Source organism: Limnohabitans sp. Hippo3, assembly GCF_003063665.1.
Taxonomy (GTDB): Bacteria; Pseudomonadota; Gammaproteobacteria; order Burkholderiales; family Burkholderiaceae_C; genus Limnohabitans_A.
In genome coordinates, this window is record NZ_NESF01000001.1 from 12,040 (window position 1) to 38,720 (window position 26,681).

General features: G+C 59.0%; 30 protein-coding genes. 6 read left to right on the forward strand and 24 right to left on the reverse strand.

Annotated elements, in window-relative coordinates:
* Window positions 1-61: 61 nt before the first annotated feature.
* The 13 genes from B9Z34_RS00055 to flgB all read right to left on the reverse strand — a co-directional run bounded on the left by B9Z34_RS00055 (window position 62) and on the right by flgB (window position 13,619).
* Complete coding sequence (locus tag B9Z34_RS00055; protein WP_108426066.1) at window positions 62-454, reverse strand: flagellar protein FlaG; 393 nt, start codon at window positions 452-454, stop codon at window positions 62-64.
* Window positions 455-615: 161 nt separating this feature from the next.
* Window positions 616-2,214, reverse strand: a complete 1,599-nt coding sequence (gene fliD, locus B9Z34_RS14660; protein WP_233249350.1) for a flagellar filament capping protein FliD — start codon at window positions 2,212-2,214, stop codon at window positions 616-618.
* A gap of 39 nt (window positions 2,215-2,253) precedes the next feature.
* Entirely contained in the window at window positions 2,254-3,168 is a 915-nt protein-coding gene (gene flgL / locus B9Z34_RS00070) for a flagellar hook-associated protein FlgL (protein WP_108426067.1), read from the reverse strand.
* An 11-nt stretch (window positions 3,169-3,179) separates the two neighbouring features.
* Window positions 3,180-5,687: a flagellar hook-associated protein FlgK gene (gene flgK, locus B9Z34_RS00075; protein WP_108426068.1), complete on the reverse strand. Its 2,508-nt coding sequence runs from the start codon at window positions 5,685-5,687 to the stop codon at window positions 3,180-3,182.
* Window positions 5,684-6,157 carry a rod-binding protein gene (locus B9Z34_RS00080; RefSeq protein ID WP_108426069.1) on the reverse strand — a complete coding sequence of 158 codons (474 nt, stop codon included), beginning with the start codon at window positions 6,155-6,157 and terminating at the stop codon, window positions 5,684-5,686. The genes flgK and B9Z34_RS00080 overlap by 4 nt, the downstream gene beginning before the upstream one ends.
* An 11-nt stretch (window positions 6,158-6,168) precedes the next feature.
* The gene (locus B9Z34_RS00085; protein WP_108426070.1) at window positions 6,169-7,293 is read right to left on the reverse strand and encodes a flagellar basal body P-ring protein FlgI; all 1,125 of its coding nucleotides are present in this window, start codon (window positions 7,291-7,293) and stop codon (window positions 6,169-6,171) included.
* A gap of 23 nt (window positions 7,294-7,316) precedes the next feature.
* The gene (locus tag B9Z34_RS00090; protein WP_108426071.1) at window positions 7,317-8,057 is read right to left on the reverse strand and encodes a flagellar basal body L-ring protein FlgH; all 741 of its coding nucleotides are present in this window, start codon (window positions 8,055-8,057) and stop codon (window positions 7,317-7,319) included.
* 10 nt (window positions 8,058-8,067) lie between these two features.
* Complete coding sequence (gene flgG / locus B9Z34_RS00095) at window positions 8,068-8,853, reverse strand: flagellar basal-body rod protein FlgG (RefSeq protein ID WP_199220032.1); 786 nt, start codon at window positions 8,851-8,853, stop codon at window positions 8,068-8,070.
* Window positions 8,854-8,879: 26 nt separating this feature from the next.
* Window positions 8,880-9,641 (reverse strand): flagellar basal body rod protein FlgF, encoded by a 762-nt coding sequence (locus tag B9Z34_RS00100; RefSeq protein ID WP_108426073.1) that lies wholly within the window; start codon window positions 9,639-9,641, stop codon window positions 8,880-8,882.
* A 41-nt stretch (window positions 9,642-9,682) separates the two neighbouring features.
* Window positions 9,683-12,043, reverse strand: a complete 2,361-nt coding sequence (locus B9Z34_RS00105; RefSeq protein ID WP_108426074.1) for a flagellar hook-basal body complex protein — start codon at window positions 12,041-12,043, stop codon at window positions 9,683-9,685.
* Between the two features lie 51 nt (window positions 12,044-12,094).
* A complete protein-coding gene (locus B9Z34_RS00110) occupies window positions 12,095-12,787 on the reverse strand; it encodes a flagellar hook assembly protein FlgD (RefSeq protein WP_108426075.1) in 693 nt (230 codons plus the stop codon).
* Between the two features lie 14 nt (window positions 12,788-12,801).
* Complete coding sequence (gene flgC, locus B9Z34_RS00115; protein ID WP_108426076.1) at window positions 12,802-13,227, reverse strand: flagellar basal body rod protein FlgC; 426 nt, start codon at window positions 13,225-13,227, stop codon at window positions 12,802-12,804.
* Between the two features lie 2 nt (window positions 13,228-13,229).
* A complete protein-coding gene (gene flgB / locus B9Z34_RS00120) occupies window positions 13,230-13,619 on the reverse strand; it encodes a flagellar basal body rod protein FlgB (RefSeq protein ID WP_108426077.1) in 390 nt (129 codons plus the stop codon).
* A 296-nt stretch (window positions 13,620-13,915) separates the two neighbouring features.
* Between flgB and flgA the strand changes: the two genes are divergently transcribed.
* From flgA to B9Z34_RS00135, 3 genes are all read left to right on the forward strand, one after another.
* Window positions 13,916-14,713: a flagellar basal body P-ring formation chaperone FlgA gene (gene flgA / locus B9Z34_RS00125; protein WP_108426078.1), complete on the forward strand. Its 798-nt coding sequence runs from the start codon at window positions 13,916-13,918 to the stop codon at window positions 14,711-14,713.
* A 136-nt stretch (window positions 14,714-14,849) separates the two neighbouring features.
* Window positions 14,850-15,152, forward strand: a complete 303-nt coding sequence (gene flgM / locus B9Z34_RS00130; protein ID WP_108426079.1) for a flagellar biosynthesis anti-sigma factor FlgM — start codon at window positions 14,850-14,852, stop codon at window positions 15,150-15,152.
* Between the two features lie 7 nt (window positions 15,153-15,159).
* The gene (locus tag B9Z34_RS00135; protein ID WP_108426080.1) at window positions 15,160-15,591 is read left to right on the forward strand and encodes a flagellar protein FlgN; all 432 of its coding nucleotides are present in this window, start codon (window positions 15,160-15,162) and stop codon (window positions 15,589-15,591) included.
* Window positions 15,592-15,663: 72 nt separating this feature from the next.
* Here the strand turns inward: B9Z34_RS00135 and B9Z34_RS00140 are convergent, their stop codons facing one another.
* From B9Z34_RS00140 to B9Z34_RS00160, 5 genes are read right to left on the reverse strand one after another with little or no spacing between them, the layout of a single operon-like run.
* A complete protein-coding gene (locus tag B9Z34_RS00140) occupies window positions 15,664-15,945 on the reverse strand; it encodes an EscU/YscU/HrcU family type III secretion system export apparatus switch protein (protein WP_108426081.1) in 282 nt (93 codons plus the stop codon).
* Entirely contained in the window at window positions 15,942-17,063 is a 1,122-nt protein-coding gene (locus tag B9Z34_RS00145; RefSeq protein ID WP_108426082.1) for a flagellar hook-length control protein FliK, read from the reverse strand. Before B9Z34_RS00145 ends, B9Z34_RS00140 begins: the two co-directional genes overlap by 4 nt.
* A 22-nt stretch (window positions 17,064-17,085) precedes the next feature.
* On the reverse strand, window positions 17,086-17,688 hold the full coding sequence (locus tag B9Z34_RS00150) for a hypothetical protein (RefSeq protein ID WP_146179604.1): 603 nt from the start codon (window positions 17,686-17,688) through the stop codon (window positions 17,086-17,088).
* 17 nt (window positions 17,689-17,705) lie between these two features.
* Window positions 17,706-18,980, reverse strand: coding sequence for a hypothetical protein (locus B9Z34_RS00155; protein WP_146179605.1), 1,275 nt, complete (start codon window positions 18,978-18,980; stop codon window positions 17,706-17,708).
* Window positions 18,981-18,984: 4 nt separating this feature from the next.
* Window positions 18,985-19,467 carry an LPP20 family lipoprotein gene (locus B9Z34_RS00160; RefSeq protein ID WP_108426085.1) on the reverse strand — a complete coding sequence of 161 codons (483 nt, stop codon included), beginning with the start codon at window positions 19,465-19,467 and terminating at the stop codon, window positions 18,985-18,987.
* A 332-nt stretch (window positions 19,468-19,799) separates the two neighbouring features.
* On the opposite strand from B9Z34_RS00160, the gene B9Z34_RS00165 reads away from it, so the two are divergent.
* On the forward strand, window positions 19,800-21,041 hold the full coding sequence (locus B9Z34_RS00165; protein ID WP_108426086.1) for a sigma-54-dependent Fis family transcriptional regulator: 1,242 nt from the start codon (window positions 19,800-19,802) through the stop codon (window positions 21,039-21,041).
* Window positions 21,042-21,104: 63 nt separating this feature from the next.
* Here B9Z34_RS00165 and B9Z34_RS00170 read toward each other — a convergent pair whose 3' ends face one another.
* The 4 genes from B9Z34_RS00170 to B9Z34_RS00185 all read right to left on the reverse strand — a co-directional run bounded on the left by B9Z34_RS00170 (window position 21,105) and on the right by B9Z34_RS00185 (window position 23,772).
* A complete protein-coding gene (locus B9Z34_RS00170) occupies window positions 21,105-21,602 on the reverse strand; it encodes a hypothetical protein (protein ID WP_108426087.1) in 498 nt (165 codons plus the stop codon).
* Window positions 21,603-21,685: 83 nt separating this feature from the next.
* Window positions 21,686-22,705, reverse strand: coding sequence for a flagellar motor protein MotB (locus B9Z34_RS00175; RefSeq protein ID WP_108426088.1), 1,020 nt, complete (start codon window positions 22,703-22,705; stop codon window positions 21,686-21,688).
* Window positions 22,705-23,568: a flagellar motor stator protein MotA gene (gene motA / locus B9Z34_RS00180; RefSeq protein WP_108426089.1), complete on the reverse strand. Its 864-nt coding sequence runs from the start codon at window positions 23,566-23,568 to the stop codon at window positions 22,705-22,707. The genes B9Z34_RS00175 and motA overlap by 1 nt, the downstream gene beginning before the upstream one ends.
* 15 nt (window positions 23,569-23,583) lie before the next feature.
* Window positions 23,584-23,772, reverse strand: a complete 189-nt coding sequence (locus tag B9Z34_RS00185; RefSeq protein ID WP_108426090.1) for a hypothetical protein — start codon at window positions 23,770-23,772, stop codon at window positions 23,584-23,586.
* A gap of 80 nt (window positions 23,773-23,852) precedes the next feature.
* On the opposite strand from B9Z34_RS00185, the gene B9Z34_RS00190 reads away from it, so the two are divergent.
* A complete protein-coding gene (locus tag B9Z34_RS00190) occupies window positions 23,853-24,779 on the forward strand; it encodes a GNAT family N-acetyltransferase (protein ID WP_108426091.1) in 927 nt (308 codons plus the stop codon).
* Window positions 24,780-24,808: 29 nt separating this feature from the next.
* A complete protein-coding gene (locus B9Z34_RS00195; RefSeq protein WP_233249351.1) occupies window positions 24,809-25,198 on the forward strand; it encodes a surface-adhesin E family protein in 390 nt (129 codons plus the stop codon).
* Window positions 25,199-25,231: 33 nt separating this feature from the next.
* Here the strand turns inward: B9Z34_RS00195 and B9Z34_RS00200 are convergent, their stop codons facing one another.
* Together B9Z34_RS00200 and B9Z34_RS00205 are read right to left on the reverse strand one after the other, a co-directional pair.
* On the reverse strand, window positions 25,232-26,221 hold the full coding sequence (locus tag B9Z34_RS00200; RefSeq protein WP_108426093.1) for a hypothetical protein: 990 nt from the start codon (window positions 26,219-26,221) through the stop codon (window positions 25,232-25,234).
* The gene (locus B9Z34_RS00205; protein WP_108426094.1) at window positions 26,218-26,670 is read right to left on the reverse strand and encodes a hypothetical protein; all 453 of its coding nucleotides are present in this window, start codon (window positions 26,668-26,670) and stop codon (window positions 26,218-26,220) included. Before B9Z34_RS00205 ends, B9Z34_RS00200 begins: the two co-directional genes overlap by 4 nt.
* Window positions 26,671-26,681: the final 11 nt, after the last annotated feature.

Sequence of the window (26,681 nt, forward strand, 5' to 3'; positions counted from 1 at the left end):
CTCTGTTACTTGATGAATCGGCACATTGTCGAAAGACTTTAGCCCGTGAATAAAACTGACATCAAATTTTTTCGTCATTGAGCAGACCCTTGAGGTCCGAAAAATGATGCGCCATCCGCAAAGCGGCCTCATTGGGCATCTGCCGAATAACGTCTCCGTTTTTAGAGTCACGAACGCGCACGATCACTTGATTCGATTGGGAGTCAACCGAAAAATTCAAGTTGTAATTGTTGCGTTGTGCCATTTCATTCAAATGGTCAATAGCCTCTGCCAGCTTTTTGCGCAGCAATGCAGGATCTTCCTGCGATGGTTTGGCTGTAGGATGTGCTGCCGGTTGCTTGGTTTCTGCGGGTGCATTGCCAGATGCATGAATGGAGGCTACCTGCACTGGTGTGCGAGCTTGGGGTGTAGGCGTTGGTTGCCCAGTTTGAATCGATGAAATATCCGAACTCATGACAGATCCTTTCAATGTCGTGCAAATTGCACGAAATGACCTGCAGGTCTCTGAAGGAGACCCGTCGGAGTATGAATCGGATGTGTAGGCTTTAACTTTAGCGCGAATCTATCGTTAATATTTTAAGAAAACTATAGAATTATTAATTTAATATATTTATATCAATTATTGTTGCTTGATAACATGGCGGCAAATGTGTTTTTCAAGCTGGAACGCATGCTGGTGCTTTCTCCTACGATGCTCTCCATGACACTGAACTGACTTGTGTACCGTGTCAGCAGTTTTTCCATGCGTTCTTCCAATTGTGTCAACTCTGCTTTGTAGGACTCGATTTTTGATTTGGCCGTATTGGTTTGCTTGGACAACAGACTGGTTGATCGCATCATTTGGTCGAGTGTTTTGACTGCGCGACCAGCCAGTCCTGCGGGAAGCTCACTGAAGACACTTTTGTTGTTAGTGCCCGCACTGAACATGGTCACTACTTCATCAAAGTGGTCCTGTAAAGACGCGTCAAGTTTGCTTTCGTCAAGTTTTAAAACACCCAATCGGTCAATGCTGAGGCCCACGTGCCGCGCAGCTTTGACCGTTTCACCTGGCGTGGAAGAAGTCGTGGTGATGAGGCTTCGAACCTGACTTTGGATTGCATTCAGAAGATTGTCGCCGGCAAGTACACCTCCAAATTCAGGAATTTCACTTTTGCGATCTCCCAGTATCTTGACGCTGTCTTGAAATTCGTTATAGGCATCGACTAAGTTTTGGATACTTTGTTTGATGTCGGTTGCGTCGCGTGTCAGATCAAGTCGAGCTTCGCTTGCAGTTTGCGTGTATAGATCCAGGGTGACACCATCGATCACATCATTGATTCGGTTACTCGGACGAATCACGGTGAGACCATTGATACTGATCTGCGCGTTTTGAGCGCTTTGATTGGTAGAGAAGGTCAGAGGTCTTTGAGCTTCCAGGGTCAGTACAGCATCCAGTGGAACGGATTCGCCGGACGGCAGGACCCATAGGCCTTCGACTTTTTCAAGTGAAATTTTTGTCGCTTCCGTATCACCATCTGCGATGTAGCTGACCATGACTGCAGATGCATCGTTGTCAGCACTCACCTGTAGGTTGTCATTCGATGTGGAGGTCACAACAGGCACATTGTTTGTTGGAATGTGCGCGGATGTGGCAAGTGAAAAACTGTTGACAAGACCTTCCTGACCAGTCAGCACCAATTGGAATCCGCTTCCAGTGTCTATGAGTTGCGCCGTAACACCCACTTTTGCGCCATTGATAGCACTGGCTATGCCTGCTGGTGTGGCGGTGGTGACGGTGATGGGGTCAATGACTTTCCCTGCGACTGTCAAATTCAGGTCAAATTTTTCGCCACTGTTGATCTTGGTGTTGCGAACTGAAAATTTGACGCTTTCACTGCGCTGAGCTTTAGCGAGTTGGTCAACTTGTACGTTGAAGGTGCCAGCTTTCGCTAGAGCACTTGCGGTCGCACTGAATGCACTGCTTTGGCTGGCTTTGGCGCTGATCGAGCTGAAGTCCGAAGCGTCGTTTAGCTTCTCAAAAGCTGCTTTAAGCGTGGAGAGAGCGTACTTGACGGCACCGTAGCCTGAAATCTGGGCCTCTGATTTGTTGATCTTATTTTCAATTCGTTGTTTCCGGGGGGCTCGCTCAGCTTCAACTAGGCTCTCTGCCAATGATTTAATGTCAATGCCAGAGCCCGCACCGAGGGTATTGACGATATTTGTAGAGTTGACCATGGATAAATTTATTTCAGGTGATAGTTTGCAGGACTTGGATCAACTCCGGATGTAATCGAAAAGTGATAATCCAGAGATTTTGGCAAAGCTGCCCATGGCGGCTTCCAGGGCCATCATTTCCTTGTTCATGCGGGTCACGGCCTCGGCATAGTCCAGGTCTTCGATCTCGGAGAGCGTCGATTTGATGCGCAGGGTGGTTTCGTCCAGCACGTCGAGCTGCGATTGCAGGACCGACTGGTCCGAGCCGTTTTGGGCTTGGGCCAGCGTGAGGTTGTTGTGCATCTGGGTGAGGTCGGCCACGCCTTGGTGGATTTTGACCGTTTGGCTGTTGTTCACGCCTTCGATCATTTGGTCCAGGGCATCAAAAAACACCACGGCCTGCCCATCGTCTCGCACCACGCGGCTGAACACGTCGGTGCCTGCGCGGGTGAATTGCACGGTGCGCTCCACACCCGCCGGAATGCGGGTTTGGGTCTGGTCGCCCTGGTAGATGACTTTGCCGCTGGCGTCTTCGGCAAATGCGGGCGTGTTCACCCGGGTGCCCGAAAACAGATAGTTGCCGCTGTCATCGCGCGTGTTGCCCAAGCTCAGCAGTTGGTCGCGCAGGGCTTTCATTTCCATGCCGATGGCCTTGCGGTCGTCAGGGGCCAGGGTGTCGTTGGCTGCTTGCAAGCCCAGCTCTTTCATCCGGATCAGGATGTCGTTGGACGAGGAGAGGGCCGTTTCTTCGGCCGTGTAACGGCGCATGGCCACCTCCAGGGTGCGCGTGTGGCTGTCCTGGCGCTGCACCTCGCCCTTGAGGCGCTGGATGGCGGCGGCCTGGTCGGGGGCGGCACTGGGCGAGAGGATTTGCTTGCCCACGGCCATTTGCGCTTGGGTGGTCGCCAGTTTGTTCTGGATGGTGCTCATGCGCTCGGTGGCGCGGTCAAACAGGAATGAGGTGGAGATTTTCATGAGGGCTCCGTTCAGCGCACTTGCAAGATGGTGTCGAACAATGCCATGGCGGTTTGCATGACTTTGGCGTTGGCCTGGTAGGCCTGCTGAAAACGAACCAAGGCCGAGGCTTCTTCGTCTAGGCTGACACCCGAGATACCGTCGCGGGCCTCTTGTGCTTGCTGATAGACCACGCTCAGAGCCTGCTCGGCAATGGCGGCCTGGCGGGCCACATTGCCCACCTGGTTCACGCGCTCGATGTAGGCCTCGGTCATGGTCAGGCCACCGGGCATGGTGCGCTTGGTTTCCAGATTGACCAGCCGCAGCATGGTTTCGTTGTTGCCGATGCCGTCGCGGTTGCCGTCGATTGTGAACTGGTCGCCGGCTTTGGGCGCGGTCGAAAAAGACAGCTTCAGACCCCGGTAGCTCAGGCTGGGAGTGGCTGACAATGGGTCGGGGATCAGGCGACGCTCGGCCAGCACGGTATTGGTGCGGCTGTCGATGATCTTGTAATCCTGGTCGCTGGTGAACTCGACTTGCAGGGCCGAAGCGCGCAAGGTTTGTTTCATGTCACCCTGGATACCGCTGAATTGGGCGGTGATGTTGACGGTGCTGGCTGGGGCATTTGCGCTGAGGCTTTGGTCAGTCACGAAAACCAGCAAATCATCGGGTGTGCCGCCTTCAATGCTGATGGTGGTGTCAAAGCCCAGGCGCTGCAAGTCGGCAGGTGTGCCTGAGCCCATGCCCAGGCGGATGTCATCGGTGGTGTTGCTCGCGGGTCGGCTCAAGACCAGCTTGCCGTCTTGTATGGATGCGGTGACCCGGCTGCTGACGGGGTCCGCTGCGGTGGCGTCGTTGATCCAGTCAACGACTTTGCTCAAGGTGATCGGGCCGTCTAGTGCGGGCAAGTCTTTTCCGTTGAGCGTGAGGGCACCAGCGGCAAAGCCATCGGTGCTGTTGACAAAGGTTTTGCTGGTCAGTGTGGCGGCGGTTTTGAGGGGGCTTTGTATTTCCCCGGTCACGGCGTTGAATTGTTGGCTCAGGCTGACGCTGGCTTTGGCCCCCATGAAAATGTCCATGCCCAAATAGCTGCCGGGATGCGATGCGTTGAGCGTGGTGGCGCTGTAGGTGGCGCCCGCCTCCATGCCGTTGGCTTGTTTGACCAACAGACCTTGCTGGGTGGGGGTCAGGGCGCTGCCCAGCAGGTGACGGCCGTCGCGGGTGAGCACCTGGAGGGTCTGGCCGGGGCCAGGTGATTGCAGGGTCAGGGACAGGTTCTGGGTGCCAATCGGGATCAACCCCAGGCTAGTAAACCCCTGACTGGGTTCGATGCGCAAACCGGTCAGCGTGGCAATTTGTGGCGCTTGTGCCAGAGCCAGATCGCCACGCAATTGGTTAGGCCCCTGGTAGTCTGGTGGTGAGTAAAGAATGCGTGCTTGGGCCGTGCCGCTGTTCAGCGGGTCGTCAATCACACGGAACTGACCGGCAGCGGCCACCCGATTGGCGTCCTGAATGACCATGGTCATGCTGGCGGCCTTGCCGTCTTGCCCCGGTGCAAAGCCAAACAAATTGCCCCCCAGCTGGCCTTCTGCGTCCACGCCATCGCTGTGAACGGCGTTGACACTGTCCACCAAGGTGGCGGCCAGGCCATCCAGGGCATTGCTGGCGGGTTTGAGCACTTGATCCCGGAAGCTCATTACGCCGCCGATCTTGCCGCTGGTGATGCCGGGCATGGTTTCGGGGGTGCCGTAGGCGTCGATGATGAATTCCAGCTTGCCAGGCTCGATGCTGGACGGAATGACGCTGATGGAGCGAGAGGTGGTTTGGCTGACCAAAATACCCTGATCCAGCGTGTCGCCGACACTGACGGTGACGGCACCGTTGGGTTCAAAGCGGGTTTTGATGGCCACCAGGCTGGAGAGTTCGCGCAACAACAAGTCACGTTGGTCCAGCAGTTCAGAGGGCTGGCTGGCTGCGCTGCTGTGCTTGGCCAGTTGCTTGTTCATTTGTGACAGCTGGTAGGTCAGGGCGTTGACCTGGCCGACATCGGTTTCGACCGATTGGCGTGTTTCAGTGTCCAGAATTTCGAATTGACCGGCCAATTGTCGAAAGCGGGCGGCCAAGCCATCGGCATCGCGCAAGAATATGCTGCGCGAGACCACCGAAGCGGGGTCACTGGACAGGTCGCGCGCCGATTCAAAAAATCGGTTCATGGCCGTGGTCAGACCGATGCTTTCATCGCCCATCACGTCGATCAGGCGGTTCACATAAGACAGTAAAGGCTTTTGGCTGGCCAGATCGCTGTTGCTATTGCGCAGGTTCGACTCGACAAAGGCATCGTATTGGCGCTGTACCGCGTCAAAGCGGGCACCTGTGCCCAGGTAGCTGTTGCCGATTTGCCGGGGTTGGTTGGCAGTGAGGGAGACGTCCTGGCGGGTATAGCCATCGGTGTTGACGTTGGCGATGTTGTTGGACACTGTGGCCAGTGCCAGTTGGTAGGCTGTGACACCCGAGCTGCCGATGCTGAGCAAGTCACTCATGGCTTATCTCCGAGCTTGAAGCCGTTGGGGCGCTCCAGGCGGTAGGCCTCGACTGCGGCGGGTTTGATGGCCATGGGTTCGCGGGGCGGATTCAGGGGCAGGGCGGGTGCGTTCATGCTGACGGGCTGGCGCTGGCGCAGGGCGTCTTGCGTGCTAAGGGTCTGGGCTTGGTTCATCTGGCGCTCCATCATGTCGGCCAGGCCCATGCCGCCACGCTTGACCATTTGCAGCGAGACTTCCTTATCCATCAGGTCCTGGTACATGTCCATGTTGCCGCTGTCCACCAGATCGCTTTTTTCGATCGACTCGCGCATGGTTTTCATCATCTGCTGGATGAAGTAGGCCTCGAACTGCTCAGAGGTCTGGCGGATGGCTTTCGACGGGTCTTGCGCCGCCTCACCCTTCAAACGCGTGAGGGCGTTGAAGTCCAGGTAGGTGCTGGAAGAGGTGTTGGTGGACAAGTCGCTCATGGGGAGGCTCTTTAGATCACGATCAGTTCGGCACGCAAGCTGCCCGAACTTTTGAGGGCTTCGAGGATGGCGATCAGTGCCGAGGGCGTAGCACCCACCTGGTTCACCGCATCGACCACCTGGCGCAAGTCCACACCGGGCTGGAACAGGAACATCGGGTTTTTGGGCTCGGACACGGCGATGTCGGCGTTTTGTACCGCTGCGGTCTGGCCACGCGAGAGTGCATTGGGCTGAGAGATTTCGTTGGTGGCGGCAATCGCCACCGAGATCGTGCCGTGCGCCACAGCAGCGGCTGTGACACGCACATTGCGGCTGATGACCACGGTGCCGGTGCGCGAGTTGATGACCACGCGGGCAGGCGGTTCGCCAGGCACCACGTCGAGGTTTTCCACCATGCTCATGAAGGCCACGCGCTGCGACATGTCGCTGGGGGCCTTGATGGCGAAAGACATGCCGTCCAGTGCCTGAGCGGTGCCTTGACCGAAGTTTTTGTTGATGGCGTTGACGATGGCGGTGGTGGTGGTGAAGTCCGATTCGCGCACGTTCATGACCACATGGTCGGCTCTGTCAAAAGGGGTGTCGACGATGCGCTCGACCGTGGCACCGCCTGGGATGCGGGCAGAGGTGGGCACGCCAATGCTGACCTTGGAGCCGGCTGCACTGGTTTCCACGCCAGTGGCTGTCAAGGCGCCTTGGGCCAGGCTGTAGATCTCGCCGTCAACACCGCGCAGGCTGGTGAGCAGCAAGTTGCCGCCGCGCAGGCTGGTGGCTTTGCCGATGGCGGACACGTTCACGTCGATTTTCTGGCCAGGCTTGGCAAAGCCCGGCAACTCGGCCGTGACCATCACGGCGGCCACGTTTTTGATGTCGATCTTGCCGCTGGTGGCGTTTTGTTCAAAGTCGGACAGCGGGCCATCGATGCCCACACCCAGGCGCGCCAGCATGGCCTTCATGCTTTGGGCGGTGAAGGAGACATCGGCACCGTCGCCTGTGCCTTGCAAGCCGACCACCAGGCCGTAGCCAATGAGTTGGTTGGTCCGACCGGCTGCGACCGAGGCCAGATCCTTGACGCGGTCTGCCCAGGCCGAGCCGGAGAGACCGAGCCACAAGATGAGGGCGAAGAGGGTGGGTTTCATGGGTTTTCCCGCGTGCCTGTGGTTTAGAAAGGCCAGAACTTCATCAGGGCGTTGGTGCCCCAGCCGGCTTTGGCGGCGTTGGCCATGTCACCCGTGCCTCGATAGGCGATCTGGGCATTGGCCAGGCGGCGCGACTGCACAGTGTTGTTGGGCGAGATGTCTTCGGGGCGGATGATGCCGCTGACCTGGATGATCTCCGCGCCTTCGGTCAGGGCCAGTTGTTTTTCGCCACGCACCATCAGGTTGCCGTTGGCCAATACTTCGACCACGGTCACCGACACGTCGCCGATCAGGCTGGCTTGTTGGTCGGCTTCACCACCGCCTACGCTTTCGATGTTGGCTTTACTCAAGTCCACGCCGCCCATGATGCCGTCCAGGCGGGTGCCCAAAATTTTGGTAGGTAGACGCATACGCTGAGCCCGTGCGTTCAAACCATCGGGGGCACTGGCCACCGAGGGGATGATGTCGTTCTTGGCGGCACGTTTGACGCTGCCGCTTTGGGTACGGCCAGCCTGGGTGGATTCATTGAGCAACACGGTGATGACATCGCCCACGTTGTAGGCGCGTACGCGGCCAAACCAGTTGTCGCTTTGACGGCCGTTGTAGATGGCACCTGTGGCCATTTTGGGTTTTTCGACAGCGACCGGCAGCACTGGGGCGAATTGGGGGGAATGGGCCATGGGCGCATTGGGCGAAGCGCAACCGCTCAAACCCAGCACCAAAGCGAAGCCAGACAGGCAGGACAGTGACAGTGTTTTGTTCATGGTGCCCTGCTTACATGTTGTTGTTCAGGAAGCGCAGCATGCCGTCCACGGCCGAGATGGCTTTGGAGTTGATTTCATAAGCACGCTGGGTCTCGATCATGTTGACCATCTCTTCCACCACATTCACGTTGGACGCTTCCAGGGCTCCTTGCATGATTTGTCCGACACCGGCCACGCCGGGCTGACCCACTTGGGGTGCACCGCTGGCGGTGGTCTCTTTCATCAGGTTCTGACCAAGCGATTGCAGACCGGCCGGGTTGGCAAAGCGGGCGATCTGGATCTGGCCGATCACTTGGCTGCCGCCTCCAGCTGCGGTTTCGACCGAGACCGTACCGTCCTGGCCGACGGTGATGCTGGCCACGTTGGGGGGGATGGTGATGGCCGGTTGCAACGGTGCACCGTTGGCCGTGACCAATTGACCCGTGGAAGAAAGCTTGAAGCCACCGTCGCGGGTGTATGCGATGGTGCCATCGGACTGGGCAATCTGGAAAAACCCCTCGCCTTGAACAGCCAGATCCAATGCGTTTTTGGTAGTGACCAGGCTGCCTTGGCTGTGGGTTTTTTCGGTCGAGACAATGCGCACACCGGTGCCCAGCATCAGGCCCGTGGGGGCCTGCGCATCGGCGCCGACCTGAGCCCCTGGTTGGCGCAGGTTTTGGTAGAGCATGTCTTCGAACGAGGCCCGGTCGCGCTTGAAGCCGGTGGTGTTGACGTTGGCCAGGTTGTTGGAGATGACCGACATGCGCGTTTGTTGTGCGTCCAGGCCGGTTTTGGCAATCCACATTGATGCATCCATGGGGGGCTCCTGTCAGTGGTCAGTGTTTAGGCGTTTTTCATCATGGAAGCGCCCGATTCGTCGAGCGATTTCGTTTCCTTGATGATGCGAATTTGGGTTTCGAAGCTGCGTGATTGGTCGATCAGCCGGGTCATGGCCTCAATGGCGCTGACGTTGCTGCCTTCCAGCGCCTGGGGAATCACGCGGGGCACGGTGTTTCCGGCAGGGATGTCGGCACCATCGGCTTGACCGTCCAGTTTGAACAAGCCGTCTTGGCGGCGTCCCAGCTTCACGTCGCTGGCATCACGCAGACGCAGCTGGTCGATGAAGACCGAAGGTGCAGCACCGGCTTGTGTTGGGTCTTTGGCGTAAACGGAGCCATCGGGGTTGATGGACACCATCATGCCCGGGGGCACGGCGATGGGGCCGCCCTCACCGAGCACCAGATGACCGGATCCGTTTTCCAGCTGCCCCTGTGCGTTGACTTTCAGGTCGCCCCGGCGCGTGAAGGCCAGATCGCCGTTGGGCGCTTGCACGGCCAATACGGCTTTGCCGGCCAGAGCCATGTCCATGGGGCGACCGGTGGCCATGACGGGGCCGGGGTCAAGACGGATCAAGTCGCGGGCTACGGCCTGTGCCTGAAAGCGTGAGTCAAAACCCGGACCTTCCACCTTGACCGATTGCAGGGCCACGTCGTAGCTGTTTTTGAAGCCGATCGTGGACACGTTGGCCAGTTCATTGACCAGCACCTGGCGGGCTGTGGCCTGCTCCTTGATGGTGGCATTGGATGTGAAGACAAGGCGGTCCATGGTGGTTTTCTCAGAGGTTCAGACGTGCGGGGTTCAGGGCATCAAGAACGGATGTTGATGATGGCGCTGGTCATGGTGCTGCTGGTCTCGATGGCTTTGGCGTTGGCCTGGAAGTTTCGCTGGGCGGTGATTAGATCGACCAGTTCTTGGGTCAAGTCCACGTTGGCGCGTTCGGTGGCGCCTGCACGGATCGAGCCGAAACCGGCCGAGCCAGCTTCACCGATTTTGGCGACACCCGAGGTGGCCGAAGCGAGGTAACTTGCGTCACCCACCTGCCGCAGGCCGGACGGGCTGGAAAAGTTGGCCAACACAATCTTGCCCAACGAGACTTGCGAGCCATTGGAGTAGGTGGCGTTGACCAAGCCATCCACGCCGATGTTCAGCCCCATCAGCTCGCCCTCAGGCGCACCGTCTTGTGACTGTGATAGCACCGCGAAGGCGCTGGAGTATTGGGTGGATTTGGTGAAGTCGATCGACATGGTCAGCGCACCCTTCCCGCCCGCCAGAAAGGCGGTTTCGAAGGGCATGCCGGTCAATGGCGAGATGGGTTTACCCGTGAGGTCAAAGCTCAGCTCGCCGCGGTCGAGGTAAACAGGCCACCATTCGGTTTGGGTGGACAGTCCGGAGGCGTCTTCTGTTTGAATACCGTTCTTAACAAATTGCAATGCACCGTTTTCGGTGAATTGGGTCAATTTTTTCCACTCACTGGTGGAGCCGAATTGCATTTCGGTGTTGGCCAATCCCCAGTCGGCAGAGCCGGTGACCTGGATGGCAGAGTTTTCCCCGGTTGTGCCCGTTGTGAAGACAAACTGTTTTAATTTGGCATCGAAATTGACCGTGACACCCGAGACGATTCGACCCGTGGATGGATCGACCTTGCCGTTGATGTTGTCTTGCAAGGCCTTAGCAAAACTGTCGATGTTGGTGTAAGTGGTGGGGAAAGAAAGCTCGACCTTGAAGGCATAACCGTCGACAGAGACAAAGAAGTCCTTGTTGGCCGATGTGGTGCTGATGCTCTTGGTGGTGTTGATGGTCATGCTCTCGCCGCGCAAAACCGCTGGTTCACTGGGTTTGCCGCGTTTGGCTTCGTTGTCGGAAGGCTCGACATTAAGACCTGCGCCCGTCAGTCCCATAACACTTTGAGCTGTCGAATTTTCACTGTGGATGAGGATGCTGGAAGAGTCGCCTGTGGTACCCGAGGCAATTGAAAATCGCGATGTGTCTGGATCAAAAGCCACGGTAATGCCAAACCGCGCGTTTTTGCTAAATTCGTTTTCCGCTGTTGCTGTGTTGTCAAGGGTGTCTGCTAACGAACCAAGCTTGTTGTTGATTGCGATTTCAACGTTACGAGCAAGGACCTCTGGATCTTGATCTCCGGCTTTCAGTGCGTAGGTGATAAGTTGATCTGGTGATCCATCAACTTTGATCTGGAAACTCACTGAGCCGGTTCCGGCACCAATCGGTGCAGGTGGTGAACCGGTAACCAATACGCCATTAGCAAAATTGGAAGTTGTCAGCGGTACACCTACAGCCGTTGCTGGCGAGGAGCGACGAATATCAGTCAGTTGGTCCAGAGAATACATTTCGGTGGTGCCAGAACTGGGGACCACACGGGGGTCGCTCTTGGGCAGTACATCGCCATATTTGTTGACAAACAATGCCCCACCCACTTTGTCAGTCGCTTGCTGCAGCGCTGGTTTGACCTGGGTGTCGCCCACAAAAAAGTAGGTTTGCCATTTGGAGCTGGGGGGCGTTTGATCTTGGCTGGCGTTTTGGGTTTTGGCGTAGTAGACCGTGGCCAGGTAACCGTTACCACCGCTGTCGTACACCGTCAAAGCCGTGCTTTTGTTGTAGGTGCTGGGATTGCTTCGGTCAAAGTCAGCCGTGATCACGGCAGAGTCAGCGGGCAGGTTCAGACCCAGCTGGATTTTGGTGGTTTCAACTGCCTCCCCTGAGGTCTTTGGTGGAATGGTCAAAGCGTTGAGGTCGGTCAAGTCAGCCTTGCCGGAGGAGTCAACAGACGCTGCCATCAAACGCTGCCCTGTGGAGTTGACCACGTTGTTTTGGTCGTTCAGGGTGAAGGAGCCGTTACGGGTGTAGATGTCTTGCAGACCGTCTGGTGTCTTCAGCGGGAAAAAGCCATCACCCGTGATGGCCAGGTCCAGCGAATTGCCAGATGTGGAGATGTTGCCCTGGCTGAATTCCTGGCTCACTTGCTTGAGGGAGACGCCTTGACCGATGTTGCTGGACGACTTTTGCAGGGGCGAGGTCGAGAAAATGTCGCCAAAGTCGGCCCGCGAGCGCTTGAAGCCCGAGGTGCCCACGTTGGCGATGTTGTTGGAGGTGACGGCCAACTGGGCCGTGGCCGAGTTCAGTCCGGTGAGCGAGGTGTAGAACGACATGCTGAAGGGCTCCTGTGGTGATGGGTGTGTTGTGGGGTGTCGGGCTGTTGCTTAAAGGCCTACGCGCTTGACGTCGGACAGCAGCATGGTTTTGCCGCCGTCCACTTCGACGCTGACGCTGCCATCGGCCGGGTTGGTGGCGATAGCACGCACGGTGGACAAGGTGCTGACCGGGATCGGGACAGTCTGACCGTTGACCACAGCGGTGGCGCTCAGGCGGTACAGGCCGCTGGGCACGGGGTTGTCTGCGGCGTCCCTGCCGTCCCAAGCCACAGGCATGGTGCCGGGGGGCTGTGGGCCTGCGATCAGTTCTTGGACCAAACGGCCTTGTCGGTCGTGCACGTTGACCTGAATGCCGCTGGCACCAAAGGGCAGGTCAATACTGCCCTCAACGCCGCTACCCGAGGTCACCAGGGTGGGGGTGTCGGTCATGGCCACTTTTTTGCCGATGAGCGAGGCGCTGTTGAGCATGCGTTCGCCCGACATGGCGGTTACGAAGGTGTCCAGCGAGGTTTGCATGTTGGTGAGGGCTTCGAGTTGCGAGAACTGGGCCAGCTGGGCCACGAAGGCTTCGTTCTTGACGGGCTCCAAAGGATTCTGGTTTTGCAGCTGAGCGGTGAACAAGGTCAGGAAGTCCTGTTTGCCCATTTCCTCGCTGGTTTTGGATTTGCCCTTGTCTTTCACGTCTTCGTAACGCGTGACGTTCTTGAGCAGGCTGGAGGAGCTGACGGTATCGGTGGCCATGGTGTGCTTTCGGATCAGGCTTTGGTGATGTCCAGCGTGCGCATCATCAGTTGACGCGCCGTGTTGATCACTTCCACGTTGTTTTGATACGAGCGGGCAGCGGCCATCATCTCCACCATTTCGGTGACTTCGCTCACGTTGGACTGGTAGACATAACCGTCTTTGTCGGCCAAAGGGTTTTTGGGGTCGGATACGCGCCGAGGGGGGGCGGCGTCATCGGCCATGCGGTCGATCTTCACGCCGCCCACATAGGCGGCACCCGCGTTGGTCATTTGCTCGTCAACCAATGCCTTAAAGACGGGGCGTTTGGCCCTAAAAGCGTCTTTTTCTGTGCCTGCGACCGTACCCGCGTTGGCTAGGTTGGACGCGGTGGCATTCATGCGTGTGAGTTGCGCATTCAGCGCGGTCCCGGCGATGCCAAAAATGTTGTCCATGCTCATGCTCAATCTCCTCGCAGGGCTTTGCGCACGCTGCTGACCCGGTTTTCCAAAAACTGCAAGGTGGCCTGGTAGTCGGCAGCCGCTTTGCCGTACTGGGCCTGTTCGACGCTCATTTCAACGGTGTTGCCGTCGAACGAGGTGTTGAAAGGCGTGCGGTAGCGCATGCCATCGTGGCCCATGTCCTCGCCCGCGCCAAAATGTCCGGTGTTGGTAGCAGTCATGGCCGTGTTTTGTTGTTGGGCAGCGCTCATCACCGCCTTGAAATCGATGTCGCGGGCCTTGTAGTGCGGTGTGTCGGCGTTGGCAATGTTTTGCGCCAACACTTCGAGGCGGCGGCTTTTGACTTGCAAAGCCTGTTCATGCACGCCCAGTGCTTGGTTCAACAAATTCATTTTGACTCCTGTGCTACTGAAGGGTGGCGATGTTCTCGGTCCGTCGGTCTTTTGACGTTGTCCACTCAAGTTGAGCGGTTTCGTGTCGAGTGCTGCAAAACTTGTGCCAAGTTTTTCTGTCACCTTTAGAGGGGTCTGCGCAAGGCAAAATACGGCCTTTTTCAATGAGGGCGGCAAAGTTTGGTCTTACGCGGCAAGGGCTTGCCGGTGTGCCGGTTTTGACCGCTTGCCCAAGTTGGTCCTGTTTTTGCTTAGCTCCATGCAACTCACTTGACTGTCAAAACTTCTACACCGATATGAAACACGCTCCGCAAATGCTGTGCCGCCTGCTGGATCTTCTGATCGCCCGGGGTCTTTTGCTGGGTTTGGTGGTGTGGCTCTTCAGTGCGCCATCTTTCGCAGCCAACCCGGGCAAGCCTGCCGGCCCTTCGGCTTCGCCTCAGGAGGTCTTGCAGTCGTCGGTGAAAAACTGGGTGGCCCAGTCGCGAAAAGTGCCTGCCGATCAGGTGTCATTGGCCCCGATGGATGCCCGCGTCAAAGTGCGTGCCTGTGACAAGCCCCTGAACATGGATTTGCCATTTGCCAGCGCCGAGACGGTTCGTGTGCGCTGTGAGCGGCCGGTTTGGCAGCAGTTTGTTCGTGTCAGCGTGGTGGGCAAAGCGCCCGAAATTCAGGCGCAAGCCAAGCCAGAAACCCCGGCCGAGCCTACCAAGCGCTGGGTTTTGGTGGCCAGCATGCCCCTGCAGCGCGGCATGATGCTCAACGAGACTCATGTTCGGCGTGCTCAGGTCGATGCTTCAGTGATGCCAGTGAATGTGCTGGAGCAACCCTCCGAAGTGCTGCACGCCGAAGTGGTGCGGGATGTGAGGTCAGGTGCGCCCTTGCGCAGCCACGATATTCGGCCCACGGTCCTGGTCAAAAGAGGCCAGATGGTCCTGATGTCGGTGGGGCAGTCCCAAGGTTTTCAGATCTCCGCCCGGGTGGAGGCTTTGCAGGACGGGCGTTTTGGTGAGCAGATCAAGCTCAAGAATCGCGATTCCGGCCGTGAACTGAGCGGTCGTGTGCAAGGTCCCAACCAGGTGGTGGGCTTGTGAAACCTGTTGACCGGAGGTTTTGTAGGGTGAAATTCGAAAAATCTAGTTTTCCGGCTCAAGTTCTAGAATCTCATGCCGATTCAGTATTCGAGCAGGGTCTCAGCTCCATGTCCAGAGACCAGAAAAGAGAAACACCATGACCGATCCCATCTCTCATTTAGGCCGCAAGGCCCAAATAGAATCTGCTAACCGCCAAGCGGTTGCCAAGGGTGAGCTGCGGGCTTCTGCGCCAACTTCCGAGGAAGTCGGGCGATCGGCCCCTCCCGTCACGGACGAGTTGCGATTGAGCAAAGTCGCCCAAGAAGCCATGCAAGAGCCCGAATTTGATCGTGCCAAGGTGGAGGCCATCAAGACCGCCATCCAGCAAGGTCAGTACCCCCTGGATTCGCGTCGGATTGCCGAAAACTTTGTGGCGATCGAGAAAATGATCAAAGGCTGAAGATTTCATGAACCAGACGATCCGATCTGATGTCACCGGTCACATCACGGAGGCCGCCTTGAAGGCTGTGCCGGATGATGCGGCACGTCTGGCGGACATTTTGGGGCTGGAGTTCGAAGCTCTGAAAACCCGCGATCTGGCGGCCTTCGAAACCATTCAGGAAGAGAAAACCTTGCTTTTGCAGCGGCTCGCGACCTTGGCCGAGTGGGCTGTCAGCCAGGACACGGTGCCCGTGCTCTGGCAACAGGTTCAAGACAGTCTGCAGCAGAGCAAGCAGGACCACTTGCGCAATATTCAGCTCCTGCAGCGTCAACTTCAGGCTGTCAAGGGCACTTTGCAGGCCTTGCAAGGTGAGTCATCGGCACCTACCGTGGATTTGTACGACCGCATGGGTCAAATTGCCCGCCGCCCAGGCGCGTGGGGTGTTCAGCTGGCTTGAAGGCTGAAGCCGGCCGGGTTGCAAAGCTGTATTCCAGGTCGGGCAGCTCGCCCATCTGTGCGTCCAGCCCATTCACCGGGGCTTTTTTTCATCGCCAGGGCGCATGCCCTTGAGCCAATACACCCACGATAAAATGACAGCCACCGCCGTGTACATCTCGGGCGGTATTTCGGCGTCCAGGTCCACCCGGCTGAGCAGGGCCAGCAATTGCGGGTCTTGGGCCACATAAACCCCGTGTTTCAAAGCCTCTTCGATGATCTTTTGGGCTAGATCGTCTTGCCCCTTGGCGCTGATGACCGGGGTTTTGCGGGCCCCGTATTCCAGCGCGAGGGCTTCCTTGAGTGGGGCTTTCATGTTTGCACGTCCAGCAGGCTACCCGTGTCCGGCGGGGCATACGGCATGGGCGCTTGCGGGCCCTGGCCGTGGATGATCTGCAACCGTGTCATGTGCAGCCCCGCGCTGTCGAGTTCTTGCTCCAGGTTCGCCGCCATGGCTTGGGCCCTTTGTGTCACATCTTCGCGTTCGGCCCACATGACCATGTCCACCTCGGTTTGCTCGCTGATGCGTGTTTGCAGCCATACTTCGCCCAGATCGCGGTTGCGGGTGTGCAGGTGGATGACCAAAGGCGGTTTGTCCTGTCCGGGCTGACGCCTGCCGCGCACCAGCCGCAGGGCCACGGGATCGGCGTCGGCAAAAGGCAGCATCATCGAGAACACCCATTCGCGCCCGTTCAGGCTCTCGCTGGCGAGCAATTGACGCGATTCGATGTCGTCGAGGCTGTCGCTTAGCAAGCTGTCCTTATCAGTGGCACCGCTGCGCAGCAGCTGGCGCAACACGCTTTTCAAGTCCATCAGCCCGCCGCCCAAGCCCTGCGTGAGCAGGTTTTCCGTCATGAAGCCGCTGCGGTGCATGGCTTGCTGCAGCTTTTCGGGGGTGAGTTGGGCCATGCTGGGGCGCAATTTGAGCCATTGCTGCAAAGCGCCCAGCTCGGGTGCCGAGGCGCTCAGGCCTTGCAGCAGGCTGTCGAGCACACCCGGGCGCAGCAATTGAGCCAAGGCTTGCATGTCGGGGGGTCTGAAGCCCAGCTGTTCCGTTCTGCCAGGCAGGCTGGCTAGGGCGGCGGGAGAGGGCGCAGCCGGAGCTTGCGCAGGCGCTGCTTGCAGGGGGCGCAGCAAGATGCTGCCATTGGCCAGCACCTGCACCCTGAACAAGGCGGTGTCACCCGCTGCCAGCCGCAGTCCAGCCGGCAGGTCTTTGGGCAGGTCAATGGCGGCCCCGGCTTGCCCGGGTTGCGAGCCTTGCAGCATCAGGCGCAGCGCGCCGATTTTGGATTCGAGGGTGCCTTGCACCACTTGGCCATCCCGCAAACCCAGCTCGGCAGCGGTTTTTTCGATGACCAGCGGTAGTTTGCCCTCCAGGTAAATGGTGGGCGTTTTGGGGCTGAGGTGGGCGGTTTCAGCACCCGTGATCATGCGAACCCCAGCCTGCTGGCGGTCAAGGAAAGCGCACCCAACGACGCTTGTCGGGGCCGGAGGCTTGTGCGGGCTCGGCAGGCTTGGCAGGCTCGGTCGATGTCTGAAACAGGGCCGCCGTTTGCGGGTACTGCAACAGGATTTGCTGGCGCAGGGCCTCATGCGAGGGCAGCATCAGCACCGTCCCGGGCCGCACGGGGTAGGTGCGGCCCTTCGGGAAAATCCGCGGGTTGGCTTTGGCTAGTGCTTGGCGCATGAACTCGTCATTCAGGATCAGCCCCGGCAAGCCGCGCCGGATGACGGCGTCGATGCTCTCGCCTTTTTGCACCGTGATGCTGGCCCCAGCGTTTGTGCCATCGTGGGTCTGCGTGGCCTGGCCCGATGGGCTGGGTGCGCTTGCAGCGTCGCTCAGCGGTGTGCTCAAAACCTTGAGGGCCGAGGCCGCAGCCGCCGAGGTTTCGGCGGCTTGGACCACCGAGGCGCCGAAGGCGGCGACAGCGCCGCACAGCAGCCAGGTCGCCAACTGCAGGGCGGCCTGGTGCCGTTTGGCGGGGGTGTCGCGCAGGGCGGTCATGGTCAGTGCTGGCATGGGGTGGTGGCGCATCGCGTCAGATCGAAGGTTCAAGGTCAGGCAGGGCCAGTTTAAAGCGGCAGGGCCATCCAGTGCCCTTGTGCTGACAAAGCCGGGCCGGCCAGCTGCTGCAGCTCGGTGCGTTCGGCGCCGACTTTGACTACTTGGGCCAGCGCGAGGTGTTGGGTGGCACCGGGCTCCAGCATCTGGCTGGGAATGTGGCTGGGGTTCACCAGCAGAACACGGTCGCCCGCCCGCAGCCCGCTTTCAAAGCCGGCCTGCAGTTGCAGCCCTTCCTGGCCACTGCGGCGCACATGGAATTGCACCGGTTCGCATTCGGAGCGCTTGTCCAGTTGTTTGACCCAGGCTTGCATGTGCTGCTGCACTTGTTCCTTGAGGCGGTGGACCCAGGCGCTGGGGTTTTGGCTGGCGGCCTGGGGGTCGATCGTGATGACTTGTTCGATCTGCCAGCGCGGCTCGATCGGCCCCTGGCTGGTGTGGCGTTCACCCAAGGTGAAGCTCAGGGTCCAGCGCCAGTCGTGTTCGTTCTGGTTCAGGGCGTGCCAAGCTTGGCGCATGCTCAACCCTGCCGCAGCCGCATGGGGCTTGAGCACCAGCTCGGCGGTCCAGCCGGTCGGGCTTTCACTGGGGCCCGTCAGGGCCCGCATGTAGGCGTTCTCGGGTGGCGTGGCCTTGTGCTGGGCACGCCAGCGCTGCGAGGCCTGCATCTGTTGCGTCCACGATTGGCTGGCGATGTGCATCAAGGATTGGCTGGCGAATTGTTGTGCGCCCGCAAAGCCCTGTTCCACCCGGGTTTGGAGCACCAAGGGCAAGCGCCAAGGGCGTGGCGGGGCCTTGCATTCGGCGGCCTGGGTCCTCGCTTCACGCCAGCCCCAAGGCAGCACTTCGGCGCTGACCTGTGGGGCGGCATCCTGCTCGTCTTGCAGATAGGACAGCACGCGCACTCCCCGCACCTGGGCCTCCGATTGGAAGTGGGCGCTTTCGTGGAGTGCGCCTTTGTCGTCGATCCAGGCTGTGCTGAGCACGCGCGTGGGGCGATCGATGGTGGCTTGCAAAATCGCCTGGCGGATCGCTTCGAGCTGGGCTTCGTGCTGCTTGGCTGAGGGCGAGCGGGCAGCCCGGCTGGCCATGGGGACCTGGGGCTTGTCCAGCTGGTGCGCTTCCGACGGGTTGGTTGCAAAGCTTTGCGCTTGCGCCCCGAGCGCTGCAGCGCACAAAAGCCCCACGGCCAGCCTTTGGCCCAGGCGCATGACTTTGGTCGCAGGGCGGTCGATGTGTTGCATGGACGCGCGCATGGACTTTGATAGGGCCGGTGAGGTGAGCATGGTGTCAGCGGCGGCGTGCGGCCAATTGGCTCAGGTACAAGGTGCGCAGATCGCGCACCACATGCTGGTCGAGCGACAGGGTGGTTTCATACGTGTCTTCACCCACGGGCGCGATGCTGACCAGCACCGCACCGTAGATCACGCCTTCGACCTTGGCGCGGAACGTGTCGCTCATGACGGTCATGTCGGCCACGGTGGTGGTCGCATCGAGTTGCTGGCCATAGACCTGCTCGGTGAGTGAGCGGTAGGCGTCAAGCTTGGACGCACGAATGGCCAACAGGCGTTGTTGGGCGGGGTTCTTGTGGTTTTGCACACTGATCACGGCATAGCCCGTGGCGACCAGGGTTTCGCGCTTTTCAACCATCGGCGTGATCATGGAAGCGGGCGCAGCAGCCCCTGGTGTCTGGGCGTGCATGGGGACCGTTTCACAGCCGGTCAAAGCCACCAGAGTGAGCAGCGCGAACGCCAAGGGTCGGTTGAAGGTCATCTTAAAACTCCAGAGGCAAGCCCGGCGCCTCCCGAAGTGGTTGGCTCGGCTGATTTGTCTTGACTGGAGTATCGGCAGCACCCGGGAAGTCTTGAGCGCAAAACGCCTGTTGCGCGGGCCGGTCGGCACGGTTGAGACGTGTCAAAAATCATACGATATTGTTAAATTTGTCTGTTTGTTCTCTAAAGTAATCATTTATTTTTGCCAAAAGTGTCATAAGTGATTTATAAACTCAATATTGACATTTAAAACGAATTGACAGGGTTGGTGCTCGCGCTCACAGCGGGTTTCAAGCCCGCCAACATCACCCACCACCACCTGGTCATTTGCGGATGAAACCCCACGCCAAACCCCTCATCATCGGTGACAGCCAGGCCACTTTGTTCCTGCGTGAGTTGATCAAAACGCTGTCGGCTTCGTCCTCGACGGCACTGATCACCGGGGAAAGCGGCACCGGCAAGGAGCTGGTGGCGCAAGCCTTGCACATGCAAGGGCCACGTGCTGCCGGGCCTTTTGTGCCGATCAACTGCGGTGCGATTCCCCGCGAATTGATCGAAAGCGAGCTGTTCGGTCACCGCAAAGGCAGTTTCACCGGAGCAGTTTCGGACCGACTGGGGCGCTTCGAGTTGGCCCATGGCGGCACGCTGTTTCTGGACGAAATTGGTGATTTGCCCATGGACATGCAGGTCAAGTTGCTGCGCGTCTTGCAAGAGCGCTGCATCCTGCCCGTGGGCGCATCCAAAGAGGTGTCGATCGATGTGCGCGTGGTGGCCGCCACCCACAAAAAGCTGGAGGCCGAGGTGGAGGCCGGGCGCTTCAGGGAAGATTTGTACTACCGCATCAATGTGTTGCCGGTCGTCACCACACCGCTGCGCGAGCGCCCCGCCGACGTGGCCGCCTTGTTGAATTTTTATGCCGACAAGCACGCTTTGCCCAACGCCAAGGCGGTGCGCTTTTCACCCGAGATGATGCAGCTGCTGCAGGCCTATGCCTGGCCTGGCAATGTGCGCGAGTTGTCCAACCTGGTGGACCGCTTCTCCACTTTGTACCCAGCGCAGTTGTTGCAAGTTCAGACCGTGCCTGCTTGCATGATGCCGCTGGGCCTGGCGGCTCTGCAGGCCGAGTGGCTGGCTCAGAACGGCCTGACGGCCGCCAACGCCTTCCCGCCTTCGCTCAGCGCATCGACAGGTGTGTCCCAGGTGGTGCCTGCTGCAGCGCAGGCGAAAGTCAGCTCGCCTTTTGAGGACGAGAACGATCCAATGGCCCATTTGCTGGCGGGCTCTGCCTCGTCTGTGGTGCTCCCTGCCAAGGTCTTCAGTCCTGCGCCACTGTCGGCCTCCAACGACGAAATCAACGAGGTAGAGCAAGCCATTTTGCTGGCCCAAGGCATTCAGACCTTGCCGCCCGAGGGCATGTCGCTCAAGCAGCATTTGGTCGAAGTGGAGCGCAGCTTGATTGAGCAGGCGTTGACCAGGACCCAGGGCAATGTGTCACAAACGGCCAAATTGCTGCAGTTGCAAAGAACCACGCTGATCGAGAAGATCAACAAGTACGAGTTGCGCGGTGTCGGTTGAGGGGCTGTGTTGCTGACGCCTTGGCTGTGGCAGCCGGGACGACAGGACGACAGGACGCGGCGTTCAAAAGGGGGGCTTGATCACCTTGGCGCAGGTGCCCTTGATCAGTTTGACAGTGCGGCCATCCTGCAGACTCAGGGATTGGGCAAAACTGCCGGTTTTGCGGTCGATCACAAACTCTTCGCCAGTGATCATCACGCCAAAGCGCTGGAACATGGCTGGTCGATAAATTTTCAGACGTGTGCCCATCAGACTGAGCGTGCCCGCGCGGCTTTCAGAGATGGCGATCTTGCCTTGGTACCAGCCCGAATTTTTCTCAAAATCCACTTGCGCCATGGTGATTCTGGAAGGTTCGTTTTCCTTGATGCCCAGCGCCAGTTGTCCGTCCAGGTCCAGCTCCAGTTCGCAAATCAGGTCCATCACGCCCTTGTTGCCCCCTGGCATGCTCTCGCTGGTCAGCGCGGGCGGCGCGACGGTGTCACCCATCAGGTGCACCAGCCCCCAGATGCCGCCCATCACCAGAAGACCGATGGCGATGCCGAGGGCGATATTTTTCAACATGGATGAACCTCTTGCATGGGATGAAACGGGCGAAGGTGATCCGTCATCATAGGGGAAATGGTGCGGTACGAGTTCAGGCCCTGTCACTGGTTGAGCACGGTGATGCTGACACGGCGGTTTCTCGGGTCGGCCGGGTTGCCAGGCACCTTGGGGTTGGTGTCGGCCACACCCTCAATGCGTGAGAACCGGTCGGCACTGATGCCCTGCGATTGCATGAACTGGCGCGTGGCATCCGCCCGCTCGGTCGACAAGGACCAGTTGTTGCGCATGCTCTCGGGCGGGAAGCCGGTGCTGTCGGTGTGTCCGCGAATGGCCAGTTTGTTGGGCAGGGGCTTGAGGGATTTGGTCACCTCGGTCATCAAGGCCGCGGCTTTGGCGCCCATCTCCGAGCCGCCTGAGCCGTACATGGCGAAGTCGGCTTTGTCGATCACCTCGATGCGCAAGCCTTCCTTGTCGCGAGTGATGCTGACCTGGTCCTTGATTTTTTCGAACTGTTTGCTCTCCGACAGCTTTTGCTTGATCTCTTTTTCCAGCTTGTCGAAATTTTCCTTGTCTTGCTTCTGGCCGGGCGAGCCGGTGCCGCCGCCTTGACCCGGCGAGCCGGAACCACTGTCTTTGCCGGGGTCTTGCTCGGAGGGGCCGTCCTTGTTGTTTTCTTCCTTGGACGAGCCAAAACCATCGGCTGGGCCGCCTTGGGCTTGCGGCGTCAAGCGTTCGAGCATGGCGGTTTGTTTGGCGGTGAAAGGAAAGCCGTCGGTGTCGATGATGGATTTGCCCCCGAACAAACCGTTGGAGCCCGCCAACTCGCCAAACACGATCTGGCTGTGAGAGGCCGGCCGGAAATAGTCGGCCACACTCTTGCGTTTGTCTTCGTTGCTGGCGCCCAGGAGCCACATCAACAAGAAGAAGGCCATCATGGCCGTCATCATGTCGGCGAGGGCGATTTTCCAGGCACCACCGTGCGCACCCGCATGACCATCTTCGACGATGATCTTGCGAATGATGGGGCGCATCGCCTCCGCAGCAGCGGCCGCAGCTGCGGCTTCGGCGGCAGCGGCCGCCTCGTCGGGCGCTGCAGGGGCTGCTTTGTCTGCCTCGGCCATCAGGAGCCTCGCATGCCGTCAAAGACTTCGGAGAAGCTCGGTTGGCTGTGGTGCGCAATGCAGGCACGTGCCGACTCGATCACCAGCGGTTGGGGGTGGCCCTTGAGGTTGGCCACGATCATTTCGCGGATCACGTCGAAGGCTTGTGCGTCTTCGTTGATGATTTGGGTCAGGCGCCCGGCAAAGGGCTCGAACATGCCGTAGGCCAGGAACACGCCCATCAGCGTGCCCACCAGCGCGGCACCGATCAGCGCACCCAGCACAGGCGGCGGTTGGTCAATCGCACCCATGGTTTTCACCACACCCAACACGCAGGCCACGATACCCAGGGCGGGCAAACCACCGGCAATACCGGCCAGGGCGGCGGGTGCCAACAGGGCTTCGTGGTGGTGCACCTTGATGGCTTTTTTCATCAGGTCGTCCAAGGCGTCGGCATCCAGGTTGCCCTGCGAGATCACCATCAAGCGCAGCGGGTCACAAATCATCTGGACGATCGAGTGGTCTTTGGCCAGTTTGGGGAATTCGCCAAAAATCGGGCTGGAGTCGGGGTTTTCCACGTGGGATTCGAGGGCCACCACGCCTTCTTTTTTCATCACGTTTTGCAGTTTGCCAATCAGCAGCATCAGGGCCAGGTAGTCGGCCTGGTGCCACTTGGGGCCCTTGATGCATTGGCCGATGCCGCCCATCGCGGCCTTGAACACAGGAAAACTGTTGGCCACCAAAGAGGCGCCGATGGCCGAGCCTCCGATGATGATGAATTCGAAAGGTGCGGCCTTGATGATGGGGGCCATCTTGCCACCAGCAAGGATGTACCCGCCAAACACTGCACCAAACACAACCGCTAAACCGACAAAGAAAAACATGGTGGCCCTTTAAAGCTAGACAATGCACCAAACGCCGATGCACCAACCCAGTGTCCATTGAAAGATGAAGTCCATCAGATTGCCCAGCAACAGGACAGGCAATCCCAGATACAGCGCCCCCCAGGCCCAACCCGAAGCCGTCAGGCGGGCTTTGGGGATGTCATGGCCCAGGATGGTGTGGTCTTTGGGGGATGACGCGCTCATTTTTTACATGGACACCTGTGTGCATCGGACACAAATGGGGTATCTTGAGTGAATTTAAAAATTTTGCCTATTATGACGATATGGATGTGAAGTGGGAGCTTTTGCCAAAGGCCGAGTGGGAAGCCTTCCATTCGGCGCAGCATGGGGCTTTGCAGCAAGCTTGGGGCTATGGTGAGGCCTTGACGGCAATGGGTGTGGGCATGCAGCGGGCCATGGTTTGGGAAGAGGGCCGACTGTTGGCCATTGCCCAGTTCATGTGCAAGCGCGTGCTGGGCTACATCTCTTTGGCCTCGTGCACGCGGGGGCCTGTTTTTCTGCTTGAGCTCAGTCCCGCTCAACGTGCGCAGATCTACAAACGCTTGCGCCAATCTTTGCCTTTGCCGCGTTTGAAAGTGGCTTTGTTTTCGCCCGACCGCACAGCGGATCGCGTGGACCCGGCAGAGACGCGGGGCATGTCGCGCGTGATGACCGGCTACGCCACCGTGCTGCTCGATTTGACGCTGCCGTTGTCCACCCTGAAAGCCCAGCTGGACGGCAAATGGCGCAACCGCTTGAACAAGGTGCTCTTGAATGACAAGCTCCGGGTTCATGTGCAAGCGAGCCGCAAGCGCTGCGAATGGCTGCTGGCGCAGGAGCAGGCCCAGCGGGAGGCGAAAAAGTTCCATGGCCTGCCCACCGATTTTGTGCAGGCTTACATCGCTGCTGCGGCAGACACCCGTCAGGCCTTTGTGGTGGCCTATGCCGAGCTGGGCAAGAACACCGTGGCTGGCATGTTGTTTTTGATTCATGGCCGGGTGGCCAGTTACCATATGGGCTGGGCTGACGAAGAAGGCCGGCAGCTCAATGCCCACAACGCCTTGTTGTGGCAGGCCATGGCTTATTTGCAAGGCCAGGGCGTGGAGGTGCTCGATCTGGGGGGCGTCAACACCCACGATTTGCCCGGCATCTCGCGCTTCAAACTGGGCACAGGCGGCCTCGCCGTGACCCTTGCGGGGACTTATTTTTGAGAACGAACATGACTTTGCCAGGGTTTTCAATGCGTGCTTTTCTTCGCTGTGGTTGGTGCTGTGTGGGCTTGTTGGGTGGCTTGGCCCCGGTGTCGGCTTGGGCCTGGACCCGCATCGGTGAAACCCCTGAAGTGACGCTGTACGTCAACCGCAACTCCATCGAACGGGCGGACACCATTCGCCGGGTCTGGGAAATGCAGGACCTCAAGGCCCCTGACGCCGAAGGCGTGCGCTCCAGACGCTACCTCAACGAGTACGACTGCAACTACAAAATGCACCGCATGGGACAGATGACCAGTTTTGCCGGTCCCAAGATGACGGGCGAGAAAGTCGCCGTCGTCAACGAGATGGGGTACTGGCGAAAAATACCGCCCAATGGCGTTTTCGTGCTGACCTACATTGCGGTGTGCATCGAGTGAGCGCACGCTGAAATCCCGTTTTCCAGGGGCCGTTCAGGGCTTGGTTGTCGTTGTGGCGGGGCTGCCGGACGCCGCATTCGGGGTGCTCTCTCCTGGCTTGGGCGCGGTGTAACGCGGGAACTGCACCGCCCGCTCGCGTGAGGCGCTGGCGTTGTTCTTTTGCACCGTCTCGAGGTAACGCTCTTTTTGCAAGGTCACCAAGGCTTCGACATCGCGCTTGAGACTGTCGACATTGCCGACAGCCGATTTGAGCGATTTGACTTCGTTGCCCAAGGACTGGACTGCATTGGCCTGGGTTTGCAGTTTGGCATTGATCCCCTGAACCTGGCGCACCACCGAGTCGCTGGTGGCAGCGACCTGTTTGGCGGTTTCGCTGGGCACTTTTTGGACCAGACTTTCCGATTGCTTGAGCGAGGCGTCAATGCGGCCCTCGATTTGGCCTTGTGATTTGGTCAAGACCATTTGCTGGGCGGCCAGTTCTTTCACGCTTTGGTTGACCCCTTCAAGGGACTCCATGCCCGCGTTGAGTTCGACCACGCGTTTGCCAACGGCGGTGAGCATGGCATCGAGCTGGTTGATGCGGCTGACCAGGCGCACGCCCATGATCAGGAAGAAGATCAGGCTGATGACCAGCACGCCCCCGGTGATGGCCAGCAACAGGCGGGCTTTCTTGTGACCGTCTTCGGTGAGGGCCTTGAAGTCGGTCGTGGTTTGACGCAGCTGGCTGCTGACGTTGGCGGCCGCCTCGGCCGACTTGGTGGCCAGCTCTGCCGAGTCCAGAACCACTTGTGCCAGGGACTGGTACTGCTGGTAAGCGCGTTGGTCTACCGTGATGCCAGCATGCTGGGGTGGGGTGGGCGGGGTGGGTGTTGAGGCCTTTGCGGGGGGGGGCTCAACCTTCGCGTTGGGGTGTTCGTTGGTGGTCAGTGGCGTGGTGCTCACCGCAGCCGCTGCGGCTTCCATGGACTCTGCCGAAGCCATGTCTTGCGGTTCGGCGGCAGGTGTAAAGGTGTTCTCGCTCATGGTTTTTTTCCTCGGGCTTGAAAAGGGGGCTTCAGTCTTTGGAGTTGCTCACCCAAAAGTGCGTTGCGTGATCTCAGTTGTGCCAAACGGTTTTTCACCGGGCTGTCCTGTTCCCACAAGGCGGCTTCGTCCAGCACAGGGGGTGTGGGTGCAGTCTGAGGTGTTTCAGTTGAACGGAGTGCTGGAGGGGCTCCAGGGCTGTCCGCCTGAACAGACGTTTTCAGCCGGGCTTTGGTACGGGGCTTGGGCGGCGTGCGTGGGCTGGCTTTGACCGGAGCGCTGACGACTTTGGTCAACGGTGGCGTGTTCGCTGAGTCATCCCCCTTGGCTTTGTCCGCAGGCTCTTTGACGCTCGCCGCCTTGCGAGTCGTGCGCTCGGCCACATTGGAGCCCGCCTGCATCTTGACGGCGTGCGGGGATTCGTTGCGCAGGACAGTGTTCTTTTTCATAGGTTCGCTTC

Bases quoted from the DNA above. Each gene is read 5' to 3' on its own strand.
- B9Z34_RS00055 (WP_108426066.1), bottom strand. From the start codon at position 454: ATGAGTTCGGATATTTCATCGATTCAAACTGGGCAACCAACGCCTACA.
- fliD (WP_233249350.1), bottom strand. From the start codon at position 2,214: ATGGTCAACTCTACAAATATCGTCAATACCCTCGGTGCGGGCTCTGGC.
- flgL (WP_108426067.1), bottom strand. From the start codon at position 3,168: ATGAAAATCTCCACCTCATTCCTGTTTGACCGCGCCACCGAGCGCATG.
- flgK (WP_108426068.1), bottom strand. From the start codon at position 5,687: ATGAGTGACTTGCTCAGCATCGGCAGCTCGGGTGTCACAGCCTACCAA.
- B9Z34_RS00080 (WP_108426069.1), bottom strand. From the start codon at position 6,157: ATGAGCGACTTGTCCACCAACACCTCTTCCAGCACCTACCTGGACTTC.
- B9Z34_RS00085 (WP_108426070.1), bottom strand. From the start codon at position 7,293: ATGAAACCCACCCTCTTCGCCCTCATCTTGTGGCTCGGTCTCTCCGGC.
- B9Z34_RS00090 (WP_108426071.1), bottom strand. From the start codon at position 8,057: ATGAACAAAACACTGTCACTGTCCTGCCTGTCTGGCTTCGCTTTGGTG.
- flgG (WP_199220032.1), bottom strand. From the start codon at position 8,853: ATGGATGCATCAATGTGGATTGCCAAAACCGGCCTGGACGCACAACAA.
- B9Z34_RS00100 (WP_108426073.1), bottom strand. From the start codon at position 9,641: ATGGACCGCCTTGTCTTCACATCCAATGCCACCATCAAGGAGCAGGCC.
- B9Z34_RS00105 (WP_108426074.1), bottom strand. From the start codon at position 12,043: ATGTCGTTCTACACCTCGCTCACCGGACTGAACTCGGCCACGGCCCAG.
- B9Z34_RS00110 (WP_108426075.1), bottom strand. From the start codon at position 12,787: ATGGCCACCGATACCGTCAGCTCCTCCAGCCTGCTCAAGAACGTCACG.
- flgC (WP_108426076.1), bottom strand. From the start codon at position 13,227: ATGAGCATGGACAACATTTTTGGCATCGCCGGGACCGCGCTGAATGCG.
- flgB (WP_108426077.1), bottom strand. From the start codon at position 13,619: ATGAATTTGTTGAACCAAGCACTGGGCGTGCATGAACAGGCTTTGCAA.
- flgA (WP_108426078.1), top strand. From the start codon at position 13,916: ATGAAACACGCTCCGCAAATGCTGTGCCGCCTGCTGGATCTTCTGATC.
- flgM (WP_108426079.1), top strand. From the start codon at position 14,850: ATGACCGATCCCATCTCTCATTTAGGCCGCAAGGCCCAAATAGAATCT.
- B9Z34_RS00135 (WP_108426080.1), top strand. From the start codon at position 15,160: ATGAACCAGACGATCCGATCTGATGTCACCGGTCACATCACGGAGGCC.
- B9Z34_RS00140 (WP_108426081.1), bottom strand. From the start codon at position 15,945: ATGAAAGCCCCACTCAAGGAAGCCCTCGCGCTGGAATACGGGGCCCGC.
- B9Z34_RS00145 (WP_108426082.1), bottom strand. From the start codon at position 17,063: ATGATCACGGGTGCTGAAACCGCCCACCTCAGCCCCAAAACGCCCACC.
- B9Z34_RS00155 (WP_146179605.1), bottom strand. From the start codon at position 18,980: ATGCTCACCTCACCGGCCCTATCAAAGTCCATGCGCGCGTCCATGCAA.
- B9Z34_RS00160 (WP_108426085.1), bottom strand. From the start codon at position 19,467: ATGACCTTCAACCGACCCTTGGCGTTCGCGCTGCTCACTCTGGTGGCT.
- B9Z34_RS00165 (WP_108426086.1), top strand. From the start codon at position 19,800: ATGAAACCCCACGCCAAACCCCTCATCATCGGTGACAGCCAGGCCACT.
- B9Z34_RS00170 (WP_108426087.1), bottom strand. From the start codon at position 21,602: ATGTTGAAAAATATCGCCCTCGGCATCGCCATCGGTCTTCTGGTGATG.
- B9Z34_RS00175 (WP_108426088.1), bottom strand. From the start codon at position 22,705: ATGGCCGAGGCAGACAAAGCAGCCCCTGCAGCGCCCGACGAGGCGGCC.
- motA (WP_108426089.1), bottom strand. From the start codon at position 23,568: ATGTTTTTCTTTGTCGGTTTAGCGGTTGTGTTTGGTGCAGTGTTTGGC.
- B9Z34_RS00185 (WP_108426090.1), bottom strand. From the start codon at position 23,772: ATGAGCGCGTCATCCCCCAAAGACCACACCATCCTGGGCCATGACATC.
- B9Z34_RS00190 (WP_108426091.1), top strand. From the start codon at position 23,853: ATGGATGTGAAGTGGGAGCTTTTGCCAAAGGCCGAGTGGGAAGCCTTC.
- B9Z34_RS00195 (WP_233249351.1), top strand. From the start codon at position 24,809: ATGCGTGCTTTTCTTCGCTGTGGTTGGTGCTGTGTGGGCTTGTTGGGT.
- B9Z34_RS00200 (WP_108426093.1), bottom strand. From the start codon at position 26,221: ATGAGCGAGAACACCTTTACACCTGCCGCCGAACCGCAAGACATGGCT.
- B9Z34_RS00205 (WP_108426094.1), bottom strand. From the start codon at position 26,670: ATGAAAAAGAACACTGTCCTGCGCAACGAATCCCCGCACGCCGTCAAG.